General features: G+C 38.7%; 15 protein-coding genes. 9 read left to right on the top strand and 6 right to left on the bottom strand.

All coding sequences use genetic code 11. The annotated features are described in order from the left end of the window. Nucleotides 1-5 precede the first annotated feature (5 nt). Nucleotides 6-689 carry a uroporphyrinogen-III synthase gene (locus tag OK18_RS08675; protein ID WP_053327751.1) on the top strand — a complete coding sequence of 228 codons (684 nt, stop codon included), beginning with the start codon at nucleotides 6-8 and terminating at the stop codon, nucleotides 687-689. A 54-nt stretch (nucleotides 690-743) separates the two neighbouring features. Further along, complete coding sequence (hemE, locus tag OK18_RS08670) at nucleotides 744-1,775, top strand: uroporphyrinogen decarboxylase (protein WP_053327750.1); 1,032 nt, start codon at nucleotides 744-746, stop codon at nucleotides 1,773-1,775. A 92-nt stretch (nucleotides 1,776-1,867) separates the two neighbouring features. Here hemE and OK18_RS08665 read toward each other — a convergent pair whose 3' ends face one another. The 5 genes from OK18_RS08665 to OK18_RS08645 all read right to left on the bottom strand — a co-directional run bounded on the left by OK18_RS08665 (nucleotide 1,868) and on the right by OK18_RS08645 (nucleotide 7,891). Further along, nucleotides 1,868-3,088 (bottom strand): aminotransferase class V-fold PLP-dependent enzyme, encoded by a 1,221-nt coding sequence (locus tag OK18_RS08665; RefSeq protein WP_053327749.1) that lies wholly within the window; start codon nucleotides 3,086-3,088, stop codon nucleotides 1,868-1,870. Nucleotides 3,089-3,358: 270 nt separating this feature from the next. Continuing rightward, entirely contained in the window at nucleotides 3,359-4,000 is a 642-nt protein-coding gene (locus OK18_RS08660) for a 50S ribosomal protein L25/general stress protein Ctc (RefSeq protein WP_053327748.1), read from the bottom strand. 56 nt (nucleotides 4,001-4,056) lie between these two features. Further along, a complete protein-coding gene (locus OK18_RS08655) occupies nucleotides 4,057-4,995 on the bottom strand; it encodes a ribose-phosphate pyrophosphokinase (protein WP_050021921.1) in 939 nt (312 codons plus the stop codon). 85 nt (nucleotides 4,996-5,080) lie between these two features. Further along, nucleotides 5,081-6,643 (bottom strand): SGNH/GDSL hydrolase family protein, encoded by a 1,563-nt coding sequence (locus OK18_RS08650; RefSeq protein WP_053327747.1) that lies wholly within the window; start codon nucleotides 6,641-6,643, stop codon nucleotides 5,081-5,083. A gap of 12 nt (nucleotides 6,644-6,655) precedes the next feature. After that, entirely contained in the window at nucleotides 6,656-7,891 is a 1,236-nt protein-coding gene (locus OK18_RS08645) for an OmpP1/FadL family transporter (RefSeq protein ID WP_053327746.1), read from the bottom strand. 278 nt (nucleotides 7,892-8,169) lie between these two features. Here OK18_RS08645 and OK18_RS08640 point away from each other — a divergent pair, with 278 nt between their 5' ends. The 6 genes from OK18_RS08640 (at nucleotide 8,170) to OK18_RS08615 (ending at nucleotide 16,758) form a co-directional block, all read left to right on the top strand. Continuing rightward, nucleotides 8,170-9,540: a PSP1 domain-containing protein gene (locus OK18_RS08640; RefSeq protein ID WP_050021923.1), complete on the top strand. Its 1,371-nt coding sequence runs from the start codon at nucleotides 8,170-8,172 to the stop codon at nucleotides 9,538-9,540. Beyond that, nucleotides 9,533-9,997 carry a gliding motility lipoprotein GldH gene (locus tag OK18_RS08635; protein WP_053327745.1) on the top strand — a complete coding sequence of 155 codons (465 nt, stop codon included), beginning with the start codon at nucleotides 9,533-9,535 and terminating at the stop codon, nucleotides 9,995-9,997. The genes OK18_RS08640 and OK18_RS08635 overlap by 8 nt, the downstream gene beginning before the upstream one ends. A gap of 6 nt (nucleotides 9,998-10,003) precedes the next feature. After that, nucleotides 10,004-12,382: a transglycosylase domain-containing protein gene (locus tag OK18_RS08630; protein ID WP_053327744.1), complete on the top strand. Its 2,379-nt coding sequence runs from the start codon at nucleotides 10,004-10,006 to the stop codon at nucleotides 12,380-12,382. Nucleotides 12,383-12,457: 75 nt separating this feature from the next. Then, nucleotides 12,458-13,999 (top strand): protein adenylyltransferase SelO, encoded by a 1,542-nt coding sequence (locus tag OK18_RS08625; RefSeq protein ID WP_053327743.1) that lies wholly within the window; start codon nucleotides 12,458-12,460, stop codon nucleotides 13,997-13,999. A gap of 81 nt (nucleotides 14,000-14,080) precedes the next feature. Next, entirely contained in the window at nucleotides 14,081-15,406 is a 1,326-nt protein-coding gene (locus OK18_RS08620) for a T9SS type A sorting domain-containing protein (protein ID WP_050021925.1), read from the top strand. Between the two features lie 74 nt (nucleotides 15,407-15,480). Beyond that, entirely contained in the window at nucleotides 15,481-16,758 is a 1,278-nt protein-coding gene (locus tag OK18_RS08615; RefSeq protein ID WP_228377713.1) for a DUF6080 domain-containing protein, read from the top strand. A gap of 55 nt (nucleotides 16,759-16,813) precedes the next feature. Here OK18_RS08615 and OK18_RS08610 read toward each other — a convergent pair whose 3' ends face one another. Beyond that, nucleotides 16,814-17,371: an SPOR domain-containing protein gene (locus OK18_RS08610; RefSeq protein WP_050021926.1), complete on the bottom strand. Its 558-nt coding sequence runs from the start codon at nucleotides 17,369-17,371 to the stop codon at nucleotides 16,814-16,816. Between the two features lie 184 nt (nucleotides 17,372-17,555). Here OK18_RS08610 and OK18_RS08605 point away from each other — a divergent pair, with 184 nt between their 5' ends. Continuing rightward, the gene (locus OK18_RS08605) at nucleotides 17,556-18,920 is read left to right on the top strand and encodes a c-type cytochrome (protein WP_053327742.1); all 1,365 of its coding nucleotides are present in this window, start codon (nucleotides 17,556-17,558) and stop codon (nucleotides 18,918-18,920) included. Nucleotides 18,921-18,931: the final 11 nt, after the last annotated feature.

The following is an 18,931-nucleotide window of genomic DNA, read 5'->3' as shown; positions in this document are numbered from 1 at the left end:
AAGACATGAGAATCTTATTTACCAAAAATATAGACCCGGTAATAATATCCAAAGCCCTAGGAGAGGATATTACGGCTGACTGTGTTGAGGTAATTAAGACAACACCTATAATAATCCCCCCGTTTGACCTGAAAAATTATTCATTAATTTTTACCAGTGTCAACGGAGTGGCAGCTTTCTTCAAAAACCGCTTCCGCCCAAACGAAGATTTTACGGCTAAAAACTACAATAAAATTTATTGTGTAGGAGATAAAACAAAGAAGGCATTGAGAAAAAACGGGTTTGGAACATTTAAAGTCCTGAAAAATGCAGATGTTCTCTCTCAGTTTATCATCGGGCATTGCCAGCATGAACAGTTTCTCCACTTCTGTGGCAACCTTGCCATCAATGTCCTGGATAAAGATCTGCCGTTACAGAATATCAAATACAAAAAAGTCACCATATATAATACGGAGGAAATCAATCCTTTAATAACTGAAAAATATCATGCTGCAGTATTTTTTAGTCCGAGTGGAGTTCGTAGTTTTGCAAAGCGGAATTCTTTGGAAAATATGAAGCTTTTTTCCATTGGAGAAACCACATCCGGAGAATTAAGAAATTATACGAAAGGAAAGATCTTTACTTCGGAGGACAACAACCTGACTTCTATCTTTGAGCTGATAAGAAAAGAAGCCTGGAGTAATGATTAAAAACTGGTATTGCCATAAACATTGACAATATTATCAGTTAGTTTAAAATAGATTATGATTAAAAACGACCTATATTTAAAAGCGCTTCGCGGAGAAACCGTTGAACGACCTCCTGTCTGGATGATGAGGCAGGCGGGAAGATATCTGCCGGAATTCATTGCCCTGAGAGATCAGTACGATTTCTTTACAAGATGTCAGACCCCTGAACTTGCTGCTGAAATCACATTACAGCCTATCCGTAGATTTCCTTTGGATGCTGCGATTCTGTTTTCTGATATCCTGGTAGTACCCCAGGCAATGGGAATTGATTTCAAAATGAAAGAATCTGTTGGTCCATGGCTGGATACTCCGATCAGGACAATGGAACAGGTTCAGAATATTGAAACTCCGGATGTGAATGATACTTTAGGATATGTTTTTGATGCTATTGAGCTTACATTACAGAAATTAGACAATGAAATTCCGCTGATCGGTTTTGCCGGTTCACCATGGACAATTCTTTGTTATTGCGTGGAAGGAAAAGGAAGCAAAGCTTTTGATATTGCCAAGTCTTTCTGTTTCCAGCAACCTGAAGCAGCTCATCTGTTACTTCAGAAGATCACTGATACTACAATCGCCTATTTAAAAAGAAAAGTAGAAAAAGGGGTATCTGCCGTTCAGATTTTTGATTCCTGGGGTGGGATGCTTTCTCCAACAGATTACCAGGAGTTCTCGTGGCAGTACATCAACCAGATTGTTGAAGCGCTAAGCCCTCTAACCCATGTAGTAGTATTCGGGAAAGGATGTTGGTTTGCACTTGAGGATATGACCATGTCCAAAGCTTCTGCACTTGGCGTTGACTGGACTATTAAACCGGAATTCGCAAGAACATTGACTAATCATACAATGACACTGCAGGGAAATTTTGATCCTGCAAGACTTCATTCTACTCCTGAAACTATCAGGAAAATGGTAACCGAAATGATTAACCGGTTCGGAAAAGACAGGTATATTGCCAACCTGGGACATGGAATCCTGCCTAATGTTCCTGTAGAAAATGCGGAGGCATTCATCAGAGCGGTTGTTGACTGGAAACCTAATCTGTAAAAAAAATCAGTCTTCACCTCGAAGATATAAGATAATCCAAAAGCCCTATCATTGCTGACAGGGCTTTTTTATATATTTGATTTAAAGTATTACTAACTCAACATTCGCTGTGCTTTCTTAACTCCTTCCACCAAAAGATCAATTTCCTCAAAGGTATTATAAACCGCAAAACTTGCCCTTACGGTACCTGCAATATTAAAAAAGCTCATGATAGGCTGTGTACAATGATGTCCTGTTCTTACTGCAACTCCCATTTTATCAAGGATCATCCCTACATCAGAGGAAATTCCTACTCCTTCAAGATTAAAAGAAACAACACCTGTTCTCTTAGCTTTCTCACCATAAACTTTAAGTCCTTCTATCTCCAAAAGCTGTCTTTGAGCATATTCTAATAAAGCATTTTCATGGTTTTGAATATTCTGATGACCCACTTTATTCATAAAGTCAACAGCGGCTCCCAAAGCAATATTCCCGCCTACATTCGGTGTTCCGGCTTCATATTTAAACGGAAGCCCTGCATAAGTAGTTCCGTCAAAAGAGCAGGTAGCAATCATCTCACCTCCTCCATGGAATGGCGGTAGCGCTTCAAGTATTTCCTTCTTACCGTACAATATACCGGTTCCCATCGGAGCATACATTTTATGGCCGGAGAAAACAAAGAAATCACAGTCCAGTTTTTGAACATCAATATTGAAATGTGGTGCAGATTGAGCACCATCAATCACAATATAAGCATCTGTATTTGCTCTTGTTTTGGCAATAATCTCCTCGACAGGATTTACAATTCCCAATGCATTGGAAACCTGGTTTACCGAAACCACTTTTGTTTTTTCACTTAAAAACTCATCAAGATACTCCAGCTGAAGAACCCCATTCTCATCAATAGGAATTACACGAAGCTTCGCACCGGTTCTTTCACAAAGCATCTGCCATGGAACGATATTGGAATGATGCTCCAGATATGATATAATGATCTCATCATCCTTTTGTAATTTTTGTGTCAGAATATAAGCGATAAGATTAAGGCCTTCCGTGGTACCTTTGGTAAAAATCACTTCAAAATCATGCTCTGCATTAATAAACTTCTGAATCTTTCTCCTTGAAAGCTCCATTGCTTCTGTGGCTAATTGGCTTAGGGTATGAATTCCTCTATGCACATTAGCATTAATCTCGGTATAATATGCATGACAGACTTCTAAAACCGAATCGGGTTTCTGGGAGGTAGCTGCATTATCCAGATAAACCAGGGGTTTACCGTTCACTTCTCTGTCCAATATAGAAAACTGGCTTCTTATTTCCTGAATGTCAAACATTTATTTATTTTTTTAAATTAACAGGTCCTTATTTAGAACCCTTCAAATTTACGGCTTTTTTTCCGAAAGGAAGCACAAGGTTGGCTAGTGATCATTATCAGCTGATAGAAATATTCGATAGTATATGGCGAAGAAAACTGATAAAGCAAAGTAGCAAAAACAAGCCGTGTAAGGCAGACCGCCCATTTGCTGAATGGTTTTCACATTTCTAATAATAAAAAAAACCTGCCAACAGATTGACAGGTTTTTATATCTTTAAATAAGCAATACTTATTCTGCTGCAGTTTCTTCTGCTGCCGGAGCTGCTCCTTCTGCTGCAGTTTCTTCTTCATCTTCATCATCCATTGCTGCTGCACCTCCTTTCATTGCATTTCTAGACATCTTAACAGCAACTACTACTGCATTGTCCGGGTGCATGAAAGAATATCCTTCAGTTTTGATATCACCGATGTAAAGTTTGTTACCAATTCTTAATGGAGTAACATCTACAACGATTTCATCTGGCAAGTTAGCAGGAATAGCTTTTACTCTCAATTTTCTGAAAGACTGACGTAAAACACCACCAGCTACAACACCTTTTGAACGTCCTGTAACTCTTACCGGAACTTCCATGATAACAGGCTTATCATCAGCCAGTTGATAGAAGTCAGCGTGAAGAATTCTGTCAGTGATTGGGTGAAACTGAATATCCTGAAGAACAGCTGGAATTGTTTTTCCGTCAACCTCAATAGATACCGTGTGTGCTTCAGGAGTGTATACTAATCCTTTGAAAGCTTTCTCTTCAGCAGAGAAGTTCAAAGGGGCTTCACCTCCATAAACAACACAAGGAACTAATTCAGCATCACGTAAAGCTTTTGTAGACTTTTTGCCCACGCTTTCTCTTTTTGTACCTTGAATTGTAATAGATTTCATTTATAAAAAATTTAAAAAATTGTTTTTAATTTACTTTGCAAATCGCTAGAAACCAATCAGATAACAAACTTACTGCTAATTGATTTATGCTCATGAACCATGGTCATAACGTCTGCAAATAATGGGGCGCAAGATAGCACTTTTATTTTAGATGACAAATTATTTTTAACAGGAATTGAGTCAGTTACAATAACTTCCAGAATTTTTGAGTTCTCAATATTCTCGTAAGCCTTTCCTGAAAGCACTCCGTGAGTCGCCATCGCTCTTACAGTCTTTGCTCCTTTTTCAATCAGGATATCTGCTGCTTTACAAAGCGTTCCTGCGGTATCAATCATATCATCGATAAGGATAACGTTTTTACCTGTCACATCTCCAATAAGGAACATTTCTTCCACAACGTTTGCCTTTTTTCTTTCTTTGTAAGCAATTACTACTTCTGCCCCAAGGTGACCGGCATAGTTTTTCGCTCTTTTTGCGCCTCCCATATCCGGAGAAGCAATCGTAAGATCCTCAAGATTCAGAGATTTGATATAATCTACAAAAATTGTGGAAGCATAAAGGTGGTCTACAGGGATTTCAAAGAATCCTTGAATCTGATCCGCATGGAGATCCATTGTCATAATTCTTGTTGCTCCTGCTGCAGTCAGAAGATTAGCAACCAGCTTAGCCCCGATTGGTGCTCTTGGTTTGTCTTTTCTGTCTTGCCTTGCAAGCCCGAAATAAGGAATTACTACAGTAATGCTTTTTGCAGAAGCTCTTTTTGCTGCATCAATCATTAGAAGAAGTTCCAAAAGATTGTCCGCAGGAGGGAACGTAGATCCGATTAGGAAAACTCTTCCCCCTCTTACAGATTCATCCAAAACAGGCTCAAATTCCCCGTCACTGAACTCCTGAAAGTTGATTTTCCCTAATTCTTTCCCATAATGCTGGGCAATTTTTTCTGCCAAGTCCCTGCTGGTTCTTGTACAAAATAGATAACTTAACTGATCGGCCATTTTTACTTTTTAAAAGATTTTGCAAATTTAAAAAAAAACCACAAGAATTACTCTTGTGGCTTCTAAGTTTTTATTTTATCAATGATTAAGGGAATTTAACTCCTGAATATTTGTTCGCTTCTACCAGAGGTAAAGTCGATCTATATTTCGCATTAATAGATTTAATAAATTCATTGGCAACGATACCATAGCCTCGTCCCGTCAAATGAACGCCATCCAGAGAGAAGGCTCCGCCGGTTACGAATTTGGCGGTATACCTTACACCATCAAATACAATTCCGGACTGACTGTTCAGCTCAACCATTTTCTTGTTGGCATCCACAAATGCTAACCCGTAGGAATCTGCAAGCGATTTTATAGAAGCATTGTAGGCATCTGTTGCCGTTTTTACATAAGCAGCCTCTGTTTTTGTTAATACATGCTGGTTTTGTAACGGATAAGAAATTCCATAAATATTTACCGGAGCCGGTGCACCTGGCGCGGTGCTGTTAATCACAGAACTGGTAGAAAGAAGGATATAATCCTCAGACGTTGCTTGTCTTGCCTGTCCGAAGATCTGCCCGAAAACCGTTGCTGTCGGTAAACCTAGAGACGGAGTTAAAGCAGCTGTTAATTGCACTGATAAATCCTGCAGGGCAACATCTTTAATCAGAACCGGATTGGGAGCAGTAGTAGAAAGCAAATTAATTCTATCTCCGGCTCCAAAAGCAGTAAGCGCTTGTTTTAAAGGTCCATATAAATTAGTATTAAGAGTTGCTAAATTAGCTCCTAAAGCCGCAGGTGTTAAAGGGTTATAGGGCACCGTTGTAAAATATGGAACTGATGTGACATAAGGAATATTAGCAATCACACCTTTTGTAGTTCCTACGCTTTTAAGACCATCTAAAACCGCTTTTATAGAACCTGCCACAACAGCAGGATCAGAAATATCATTTGATTTATAATTCGCAACATTAGTATTTCCTGTCTGAACGGTAGCAGGAGTATAGGTAGTAACACCTCCTACTGTCTGTGAATTGGTTCCTCCGTTAGTTGCATAGGATAATACATCATTATTTCCTATCCACAGAGAGAAAAATGTTGCTTTTTGAGCCATGGCATCAGCTAAAACACTGGTTGTTGCTGAAGAAGCAAATCTTACAAAATAAGGATTAGCCGTTCCCGTTGAAAGTCCAGCCTGGCTCCCATACCCAGGGGCAACCAAATGATAAGATTTTGCTCCCGGAACCCCCATATTCTGATAAGAGCCTCCGTTAGGTAAAATATCCAATGCTGCTGCCGGAGCGCTTGGTACTGGAGATAAAGCCCCACCAACAACCTGAAGCGTCAATTTTCCAGAAAAACCAGGAAGACCGATAAATCCTCCCACATCATTCGGCATCAGAGGCTGTTTGAATTCTCCTCCTCCAGCAAGTTTCATCTGCGTGGCAATCATACTTGGATAAGATTCATTCTGGCCGCTGCTGTATAGGGCATTATCACGATACCCTGAAGTAAGTGAATTTCCTAAAGAAATATATTTTGAAAAGTCCGCATCTCCTTTTGTAACCGGAATATCTTTCACATCCGTATCGAAATCCGTATTACAGCTTGTTACTGTAAAAAGAAGTGCAGAAACTGCAATTGTCGATATTATAATTTTTTTCATAGTCTTTTAAAATTAAAAAGGATTATAAGATAAACCTAGACCAAAGTAAAACGCTCTTGCTTTTGCCTGTCCGTAGAATCCAAGGTTAGCGTTGTTCACATTTCTATATTGAGGCATAGCATATCCTCCCGCAATATCAATTCCGAATTGCTTCAGCTTAAATCCTACCCCACCTGTAATCACATAGGTATCAAATGAAGGGGTTTCCGGAATAAAGTTTTCGTTGGTATAAGGTGATTCATCATAATAAGCACCTAATCGTCCATAGATCATATTGCTGAATGCATACTGGGTCCCCAGTCTGAATGTTTTTGAATTTTTAAAATTCTTAGGATTCACAAGAATCGTCGGGTCTGCCTGATTTCCAATCGGTGCATTGGCAAAATCCAAAGTCAGCCTGCTGTATCTTTCCCATCCGTGATAGTTGAAATCTGCAGAAACCTGCCATTTCGGAGTTACTTTATAAGTTAACCCTATTGTATATTCTTCAACCAGTGGAAGTGTTGCCGAGAAAGCATCCTGTCCGGCAGCGTTGAGTTTCAGCTGGGAATAAACAGACTGCGACGGAAATTTGAAAGTCGCTGTACCGTTTTTGGCTTTCATATCCACCGGTGAACGGTAAGCCACACTTACATCCAGCTTAGGATCAGGCCTGAAGTAGAATCCGAAACCATATCCGTGTCCGGTTGCTTTTTCATCATTGATATTAACCTGACCGTCGAACTGCGTTACCGCTTTATCCCAATCTACCTTTCCTCTCGCATAGATATAGCTTGCACCGAAAGATAACCATGGAGCCAGCTTCACAGAAACCATTGGCTGAAAATAATAACTCTTCAATTCCATTTTTTGTACCATTTCCTTACCTTCCCAGTTTTCAGGCCATTGAATGGTACTTCCGAAAGGCGTTGAAAAGCTGAAACCTACTGATAGGTTTTCCAGTGGTTTATAAGTAATCGCTGCATAGATAGGAGTCCCTAAAGGGTTATCCGTTTCTGTACTTTGTAACGTATTTAAGTTTTGAAAAGTAACTTTATTACTTGCACCAAACCCTCCTGCTACTATACTCAGCTTGGAAGGGATAAATGACATACCCGCCGGGTTAAAGAATGTCACACTCGCATCTTCGGCATGAGCACTAGTATGCGCCATTGCCAATTGCTTTACCCCTTGCAGAGATACCCTGAAGCCTCCTGCGTAAGATAAAACGCCCGCCAATAAAGCAGTTGATACTAATATTTTTTTCATAGACTATTATTATATAATCCAAATATAAAATTATTTTGAATAGGTCTGTTAATATTTCCCAACATTTTAAACAATATCTTAAAAGAAAATTATGTTTAAAATAATACTTCAAGAAAAGTTTTATACAAAAGCATCGTTATTAAACATTTGTAGGTATTCTAAAGTCACATTTATTGGAATGTTTAATGTTAAACAATGCTGTTATGGAATATTTAACTATTTTAGAATTGCATAAAGATAAAAATACATAAATTTGCAAGATTATAAATAATAGTAATATGAGTTGTGGATGTAAAACATCCGGCGATTCTGCACATTCTTGTGGTCCTAAGAAAACCGCAAGTGGCTGTGAAAATGTAAATACCTGCGGGAATAGTTATAAATTAAGTGTTTTTGACTGGCTTTCTAACATCAACAACCCTGCACCGAACAGGTGTGATTTTGTAGAAGTTAGGTTTAAAAATGACAGGAAATCTTTTTATAAAAATGTAAATAATATCCCTTTACATATAGGCAGCGTAGTTACAGTAGAATCAAGTCCGGGACACGATGTAGGCGTTGTAAGCCTTACAGGAGAATTAGTAAAGATTCAGATGAAAAAGAAAAAGTTTTCTGAAGAATCTGCACTCAAAATATACAGACAGGCCAACCAAAAAGATCTTGAGGTATGGCAGGAAGCAAGAAAAAAAGAAGACGGCGTAAAGCTTGAGGCAAGGAAAATTGCTCAGAGACTGGGCCTTGAAATGAAAGTTACTGATGTAGAATATCAGGGAGATGCTTCAAAAATCACTTTTTATTATACTGCTGACAACCGGGTAGACTTCAGACAGCTAATCAAGGATTACGCCGGGTCTTTCAGAACGAAAATCGATATGAAACAGATCGGTTTCAGACAGGAAGCAGCCAAGGTAGGAGGTATCGGCTCTTGTGGACGTGAACTTTGCTGTTCCACGTGGCTTACTGATTTCAGATCAGTAAACACAAATGTCGCAAGATATCAGCAATTAAGTATCAATCCTCAGAAGCTGGCGGGGCAATGCGGAAAACTCAAATGCTGTCTTAACTACGAACTGGACAGTTACCTAGATGCACTAAGCCATTTCCCTTCCTCCTCTACAACACTGGAAACAGAAAAAGGAAAAGCATTCTGTATCAAAATAGATGTTTTCAAAAAGAAAATGTGGTTTGCTTACGTAGAAAACTCTATTGCCTGGTATGATTTTGATATTGATCTTGTCAAAAAGCTGATTTCGAAAAATAAAAGAGGTGAAAAAACCCCTCCTTTGGAAGAATTGAAGCAACCTGAATCTTCTGTGCAAAGTATTGACCTTATTCAGGAGAATAATATGGATCGCTTTGAAAAGAAAAACAGGGGAAATAGAAACAAAAACAATCAAAACAGGCAAAATAACAATCAGCAGGGACAAGGACAAAAAAGAAACAGACCGGAGAGACAGGAACGGACTGAAAAATCTGAAAATCCTAATCCTCATACAGGGAACCAGAATAAACAACAAAAGCCTCAGCCTCAGCCAAAAGCCGCTGTAGAAAAGGCAGAAGTTAATACAGATGCTGATAAAAAGCCACAAAACCCGAATAAGAAAAAGTTTAAAAAGAAATATCCTCCAAAAAAAGATAAAAATGCATAAAATTTTAGGATTATTTTCCCTTATCTTTTTCTTGGGCTGTAATTCTTCCCAGGGAGAAGACATTATCATGAATTCTGTTGATAATAAATGGAATAAGAAAAGCGAGCAAAAATTTAATCTTGAAATTTCAGATCCGCAGAATCCTAAAAATATTATATTTGTCGTAAGAAACAATAATGATTACCCCTATAGCAATATAAGGTTAATTGTTAATTTCACCGACATTCAAAATAAGAAAAAGGAGACGGACACTTTAAATTATATCCTGGCAAAACCAAATGGAGAATGGCTTGGTACAGGCTTTGGTGACACAAAAGAAACATTGTTTCAATATAAGTTGAAGTACAGGTTTCCTGCAAAAGGAAAATATGAAATCGGCCTTATCCAGGCGATGAGAAATGACAACCTTCCGGGAATAGAAGATATTGGAGTAAAAATAGAAACGGCTAAACCGTAACCATAAATGGAAGAAAACAAAAAAAATGCAGGAAGTAAGGGGAAAACGTTTCCTCTGCCTCCCAAGAAAAAGAAAGATACCTCTTGGAAAAAATGGGTCTCATTTATTTGGATTGGACTCATTGCAGTAGTTTTAGGAATTTCAGGACTTTTCTTTGCTGTTTCTCAAGGATTTCTTGGGGAAATGCCGGATGTAAAGGAACTTGAAAATCCGGACATCTTTGTCGCTTCTGAAATTATCTCTTCAGACGGGGTTACTTTAGGTAAATTTGAAAAAGAAAAAACACAACCTATAGTTTATAAAGATCTTCCTCCCTATCTTATTTATGCTCTTCAGGCTAAAGAGGACGAACGCTTTAAAGAACATTCAGGAATTGATTTATATTCCGTTGCCAGAGCCATAGCATACGGTGGAGGACGTGGTGGAGGTTCCACCATTACCCAGCAGCTTGCCAAACTTCTTTTCACAGGAAATGCTTCTCAGAACAAACTTGAAAGAGGTTTCCAAAAACTTAAGGAATGGGTAGTGGCCGTAAGCCTTGAAAAAAGATATACAAAAGAGGAAATCATCACTCTTTATTTTAATAAATTCGACTTCCTTTTCAATGCCAATGGTATTGAAATGGCGTCCAGAGTGTATTTTAACAAAAAAACTTCAGAGCTAACGCTGCCTGAAGCTGCTACTTTTGTAGCAATGCTTGAAAATCCCAGAAAGAACAATCCTTACAGGTATCCTGAAAAAGCAAAGGAAAGAAGAAATGTAGTATTGGACCAGATGCAGAAAACGGGCTATATTGATGCTGCAACCTATGAAAAAGCAGTCAATACACCTGTTGAGGTAGATTTCCACCCTATTAAAAGTATTACTGACGGATATTCTGCATACTATAAATTCTATCTGAGAAAAGAGATCGACAAATATCTTGAGGCCAACGAAAAAGAAACAGGCAAGAAACTGAATCTTTATAAAGACGGACTAAAAATATATGTGACCCTTGATTCTAAAATGCAAAAGTATGCTGAAGAAGCAATCAAAGAGCACTTAACTGATCTCCAGAAAAGATTTGATGCGGAACAGAGAGGCAGGAAAAACAGACCTTTCTATTACCTTACAGACAAACAGATTAATGATGTAATGGTTCAGGCCATGAAAAGGACCGGCCGCTACAAATTACTGAAAGCTGACGGTATGCCTGAAGACTCCATCATGATGGAATTCAAGAAACCGATCAAAACATCAAGATTTACATGGAACGGAGAGGAAGAGGTTGAAATGTCACCTTGGGACTCTATCAGATACCATAAACAAATTGCTCAGGCAGGACTAATGTCAATGGTTCCGGGAACCGGAGAGATCAAAGCATGGGTAGGTGGTATCGACTGGCAGCACTTCCAATACGATCATATCAAACAAGGTAAAAGACAGGTAGGATCTACTTTCAAACCTTTCGTATATGCAACTGCCATTATGAAACTGGGAATGACACCTTGTTCAACCGTTTCCAACGGGACCTACGATCACAAAGGATGGCATGTACCGGGAAGAGGAGGAATGCTTACGTTAAAAGACGCATTGGCACACTCTCAAAACCCTGTTGCTGCAAGACTTATTGAAATGACGGGCGTAGATGCTGTTATTCAAACTGCAAGAGATCTTGGTGTCACAGAAGATATTCCAAGAAACAACACTATTGCCTTAGGTTCATCAGATATCACTATTTATGAGATGCTTGGAGCCTACAGTACTTTTGCTAACTATGGTAACTATAATAAACCGGAAATGATCTGGAGAATTGAAGACGCCAACGGAAGAGTCATCAAGGAAGTAAACGTAGAGCCGAAAGAAGTAATGAACCCTATGTATGCCTACACCATGATTGAACTCATGAAAGGTGTTGCGCAATACGGAACCGCTTCCGGTGAACTGGGAAGAAGAGGAATTTCAAAAGCAGTAGAGATTGCTGCCAAAACAGGTACCACTCAAAATAACTCTGACGGATGGTTTATGGGAATCACTCCTAAATTAGCAACCGGAGCATGGGTTGGATGGGAAGATAGAGCAACCCACTTCTATGGTACAGGTGAAGGACAGGGAGCCAGAATGGCATTACCAATCTGGGCCATCTTCATGAAGAAGGTCTGGGCGGATAAGAGCTTAGGAATTACACCTGATGATAAGTTTACCAAACCTTCTGACTGGAAAGACGGATGTTCAAACCTTAAAGGCCTTGGAGGAGGATATGGGGATGACGGAAGCCTTCAGACCATCGATGAGATTAAAAATCCAAGACCGGTAGACCCTACTCCTAAAAAACCGGTAGAAAAGAAAGAAGAAAACATTAATGAAAATCTTCACTCGAATGATGAGATAGACTTCAATAAATAAATTCTCTTTTAACAATATATAAGACCTTTCAATAATCTGGAAGGTCTTTTCTTTTATTATTAATACCTTTGAAGTATGAATATCGAACGCATCAACCAACCTTTCATAAGGAAATTCCCAGGAGATTTTTCCAATAATCCCATGCAAAGAAATACTCCCAAAGTAGTTTTTGCCACCGTCAACCCTGCAGGATTTGATCATCCTCAATTAATTGCTTTTAACGAAGCGCTTTCTGAAGAAATAGGATTAGGAAAATATGAAGAAAAAGACCTGGGCTTCCTGGTAGGAAATGATCTTCCTGAAAATATCCAACCCTATGCAACAGCTTATGCCGGTCATCAATTCGGGAACTGGGCAGGCCAGCTTGGAGACGGAAGAGCTATTTTTGCGGGAGAAATCATTAATGATACAGGAAAGAGAACCGAAATACAATGGAAAGGCGCAGGTGCAACCCCCTATTCAAGACATGCGGACGGCAGAGCTGTATTAAGGTCTTCCGTAAGGGAATATCTGATGAGTGAAGCCATGTACCATCTGAGAGTTCCTACCACAAGAGCATTAAGCCTTGCATTTACAGGAGAGGATGTTGTACGTGATATGATGTATAACGGAAATCCGCAACTGGAAAAAGGAGCCGTTGTCATCAGGACTGCCGAAAGTTTTCTCCGTTTCGGACACTTCGAGCTTATGTCTGCCCAGAGAGAATATAAAACCCTACAAGAACTTGCCGACTTTACTATTGAAAATTACTATCCCGAGATCACTTCGACTGATCAACAGAAATATAAAGATTTTTTCGAAAGTATCTGTATACGTACCGCCAATCTCATTATCGAGTGGTTCAGAGTAGGATTTGTACATGGAGTAATGAACACAGACAATATGTCTGTTTTAGGGCTTACTATTGATTATGGGCCCTATTCAATGATGGATGAGTATGATCTGAATTTTACTCCTAATACCACAGATCTTCCCGGTAGAAGATATGCCTTCGGGAAACAAGGCCAGATAGCCCAATGGAATCTCTGGCAGCTGGCCAATGCCCTTCACCCTTTAATTAAAGATGAAAAATTCCTGGAAGATACTTTGAATCATTTTGGCTCCTATTTCTGGGAAAACCATGATAAAATGCTTTGCCAGAAATTCGGATTTGACCAGCTTCGAGAAGATGACGAAGAATTCTTTACCAACTGGCAGGCTTTAATGCAGGAGCTACAGCTGGATTATACCCTGTTCTTCAATGAACTGGAAAAGTTATCTGATAATACTCATAGCCCGGAATACTTTAAGCAGCTTTCTTACCTTCCATGGGATCAGGAAAAGCAAAGAAAACTTGAAAACTTTTTTACATCCTATCAAAACAGAATAAGTTTAAATGTAATTTCAAAAGAAGATTCCCTGATGATAATGAGAAAAGCAAATCCCAAATTCATTCTCAGGAATTACCTGCTTTATGAATGTATTGAAGAGATTAGCCAGGGCAGCACAGAAATGCTGGAAAAGTTAACGAAAGCATTGGAAAATCCTTATGAAGAGCTATATCCTGAATTTTCCACCAAAAGGCCAACCGGCTACAATGGCATTAGCGGATGTTCTACTCTTTCCTGCAGTTCCTGATAAAAATATATTTTATCAATCAATTTATTGAATTCTTGTTACCGTATTTTTATTTTTATTAAATTAGCAAAAATCTAAAACATGAAAAGAATTCTACTCTCTATTACTGCCTTATTTATAGGCTCATCAGCATTTTCCCAGTATTGGGGCACTCAAAACTCCGGGTTTGCGGCTCCATCAAGAGGAATTAGCGGACTCGAAGTATATGACGCCAATACCGTTTGGGCATTTGCCCTTGATGGAATAAGCACAACCACCAATGTACAGGAGTTTACAAAAACCTCTAATGGTGGTACCACATGGACGGCAGGAACCATTAATATCGGTAATCCTGCTTTAAGAATTACCAACATTTCAGGAGTAAGTGCTACCACAGCCTGGGTAGGAGCATTCAATAACAGCACCGGGATCGGAGGGGTCTGGAAAACCAGTGATGGAGGAGTAACCTGGGTGAACCAAAAAATGTTGAACACCCCCGGTGAATCCTGGACCAACTATGTTCATTTCTTCGATGCCAACAATGGCATTGTCGGAGGAGATCCGGAAAACGGAGAATTCGAAATTTACACAACGTCTAATGGAGGCACTACCTGGACAAGGGTTCCTGCTGCTAACCTTCCGGACCCATTAGTTGATGAATATGGATATAACAACGGATATTATGCGGTGGGAAATAATATTTTTTTCTATACAGACCAAGGCAGAATCTATAAATCAACAGATAAGGGTCAGACGTGGACCGTACTGGCAACCAACACACTCATCAGCGACTTTGGCGGAAGCGCAGAAAGCGGAGATATGGCCTGGAGTGATGCCAACACAGGAATCATTCTGAAAAGAACCACAACCACCTTAAATCTTTATACCACAACTGACGGAGGTGCAAACTGGGCTCCCGTAACTTTTACAGGAATCACAGCAGCTAACAAAATCAATGACATAACTTATATTCCGGGTACCAATATTCTTGTCGCTACAAGTTCAGATGCTACCGCCGGCGGTTCCTGGAAAAGCACCAACAACGGAGTTACATGGACAGCCCTTGATACAGGTGTACAACACCTGGGCGTAAGATGTTCCGACGCAAACACCTGTTACTCTGGAGGATTTAGTACTTCTGCAACGGTTGGAGGAATGTTCAAATCTCTTCAGACACTTTCTACAGGCGAAGTTAAAAACATGATAAAACATGCTATTTCCATTTATCCTAACCCTACAAAAGGTGAAATTACCATTAGAACTGATAAAAAAATAAAGAAGACCTCAGTTCTTGATATGTCTGGCAAAACCGTTACTACGAACGATTCCGGAAATGCAGATATTTCCTCACTTCCAAAAGGTACCTATCTGCTAAAGGCAGACTTCTCAGACGGAACTTCTACAACAGAAAAAGTAATAAAACAATAACAACGTTAATACAATCTTCATAACCACCAGTTTTGGTGGTTTTTTTGTTTTACTTTTGCAAAAAAATACAACCAGTGCCTTTTATCAAAACAAAAATCATTAATTTTTTTAAACTGATTTTCCCTTCCACTTATTCCGAGCTGGCTGTTTTCCTGTTTTTTATAACCTGTTATGGAATTTTAGGCTCTTATATTGCCTTTCATTACAGAATTATATTTGACAGCAGAATTCCATGGGATGCTTATTTCAGCTTTGACAACAAATCTATTCTTATGACAGGAGGAAGCTTTGAAAGACATCCTCTCTCCTATTATTTTTTCAACTGGATCCGGGAATTTGCCCTGTTCATTTCAGATGGGAAAACGGATGTTACCTTCAGATTAACCCTGGCGTGGCTCAGCAATCTTATGATTAGCCTTACTATGGTACAGGTTTTTAAATATTTAAAAAATATCATCCGCCTTCCTCAAAGGGTAAGCGTTCTTATTATCTTATTCTTTGGTATTTTTTCAACCAATATTATTTTGTCCTTTACCCCGGAAAACTTCACCTACACTCTGTTTTTGCTGACTTTATACAATTATTATGCAGCCATAAAGCTCAGAAAAGAAGAAAAGACACCTGCAACTGCCCTGTCACTGGCTGCAATTACCATTGGAGGGCTTACTATAACCAACTTTGTAAAAGTTTTCATCCCGGTACTTTTTGAAAAAGGGCTTTTTAAGAATTGGAAAAGATCAGGCAATGCTGTTATCAGGGTATTTATTGCAACGGTTTGCTATGTATTACTGTATCTGAACAGGATTGATTTTAAATACGAAAACATCTTTTCGAAAACCAACCAGCAGTATGAAAAGTTCTCCAATGTGCAAACCATGCCGACATGGGATATGATTATGTCTTTCTTTTTCGGAGGAAACATTTTATTTCCAGGGTTTATTATGACAGACAAACACAACATGAAAGGTTTTGCCTACAAAGGTCTTTATATGGATCTGTATTCCTCGGCATTTTCTTACCTGTTTATTGTCATACTATTGATCCTGATCTCATGGAGTTATCTCAAAAATTTCAAAAACAAGTGGGTACAGGTTATTATGATTTCTTTTTTCATGGATATTATCATCCACTGCATTATGCGATTTGGTTTGCATACTTCGTACATCTATGGCGGTCACTTTGTTTTTATTTATCCATTGATGATGGGATGGCTTTTTTATGCCTACAAAACATCACCCAAAATCATGTCACTCCTGACTTTAACGATAAGCCTGCTATTCATATACCTGTTCTTCAACAATGGTTTCAGAATGTCGGAGTTCTTCTGGTTTATGGAAACCTATTACCAATAAAAAAAGCTGAGAAAGTAGTTCCCAGCTTTTTATTTATTTTTTTGATAAAAGAATCTTATTTAGCTTCAGCACAGAAAATTCTATACTGTACTGCAACAGCAGATTTGAAATATTCTTTGATCCTGGAAAGGTCGGCTGCAGCACTTTGCTTGGTAAAATAGCTTCCTGCCAAGATCTTATAATTAGGACGCAAAGAAGCGTCTGTTTCTACTTTCAGATTAGGGAATCTTTTTCTAAAATAAGATTTCACTTCATTGGCTTCTTCATTACTTTTTACAGTTGTAATTTGAATTTTATACCCTAAAATTCTAGGATTTTTTTTGCAAATTTCGGCATTGGTAAGTTCCCTGCTCGGCACATATATTTTGGCAGGTTTCGTCACCCCGCCTGTGGAAATAGTATTATCGTTATTGCTGAAATCTCTGCCGGAATTATTGGTGACAACTTTAGAACATTTTCCTTCAATTCCTTCCAAAGCAGCATTAATTTTTGAATCCATTGTCATGACAAGCTCTGTTCCTGAAAGCGTATCTTTTTTAACAACCTGCTGTGCTTCAATATTATAAAACCCAAATAATGATAATATCGAAAATATTTTGATCAAATTTCTCATTTAAACTTGTTTCCGCAAATTTATACAAATTAAAAAACTATACCAAACAGGTTATTTAGAATCAATACAAATTAAACGTAAATGATATTTTCCCTTTTGCATATGCCGTTAAATTTCTGTTAAAAATATTATTTTTGCGGAATTGATTGAATGTTCAATAATTTACTAACATAAGATAATTTAAATGATTAGTTGGAGAAAGCATTATAAAAAAACGTTGATCGCAATAGGCTTATTGCTATCAACCAGTGCTTCATTTTACGGGCAAGACGGCGATCCTAAAAACGGAGAGAAACTTTTCAAAGCGAATTGTACTGCATGTCACGCGCTGGATAAACAAGTGATAGGACCTCCTTTGAAAGGGGTTGTGGAACGTGTAAAGACAGAAGGTGGTGTAGACAGGGATTGGCTTCACAAGTGGATCAAAGACAACAAAGCTCTTAGAGCTTCAGGAGACAAATACGCCAATGAAATTTTCGAAAAGTATAATAAAACTGAAATGTTGCAGTTTCCTAATCTTACCGAGAAGGATATTGACGACATTTTAGCATTCACAACTAATCCGCCAGAGCCGGAACCAAAGAAGGATGATGCGAAAGCTACTGCTGATGCCGGTTCTACTACTGCAGCTCCTGCAGACAAAACTACTACAAACATTGTAATCATTTCACTTTTAGCGATCGCAGGATTGTTAGTCTGGATCTTAGTCAAACTAAGACAGCTGGTAACACTGGGTCAGTCTGAAGAATTAGCGGGTCTTAATGAAACAAGAGTTCGCTCATTCAAGGAAATGTATGAGAAATTCCACTATGTAGGTAAAGCATTATTGGCAATTCTTGCTGTTTTAGCGGCTTACGGAGTATGGAACTGGTTAATGTGGATCGGGGTATACAAAGGGTACAAACCAGAACAACCTATCTACTTCTCTCACAAAATCCATGCTGGAGAACAAAAGATTGACTGTCAGCTTTGCCACTCCAGTGCCAAATACGGAAAAGTATCTGAAATCCCTTCTATGAACGTTTGTATGAACTGTCACAGAACAATTTCTGAATACAACGCGGATCATTACATGGAACCTGGAAAAGATAAGGCTTTCTATGACGGAGAAATCCAGAAGATCTACGCGGCAACAGGTTGGGATCCTGCAAAACAACAGTACACAGGAAAAACACAACCGGTTGAATGGACAAGAATCCACAACATGCCGGACTTCGTTTACTTCAACCACTCTCAGCACGTAATTGCTGGTGAACAGGCAATCATCAATTCTTTCAACAAAAAGAACCCTAACAACAAAATTGATGTTGTATGTAAAGCTTGTCACGGAAAAATTGATACAATGAATGTTGTTCAGATGGCTAACGACTTTACTATGGGATGGTGTATCGAGTGCCACAGAACTACTGAGGTTGATATGAACAACGGTTATAATAAAGAGTACTTCAAGAATCTACATGACAAGTTGAAAAAACAATATCCACAAGATGGAGGTAAAATCACTGTAGATGCAATTGGAGGTCTTGAGTGTGGTAAATGTCATTATTAATAACTAAAAAA

The sequence above is a fragment of the Chryseobacterium gallinarum genome (genome assembly GCF_001021975.1).
In the GTDB taxonomy this organism is placed as follows: Bacteria; Bacteroidota; Bacteroidia; order Flavobacteriales; family Weeksellaceae; genus Chryseobacterium; species Chryseobacterium gallinarum.
The sequence above is the reverse complement of the archived record's forward strand: the minus strand, read 5'-3'. Positions and strand labels throughout refer to the sequence as shown.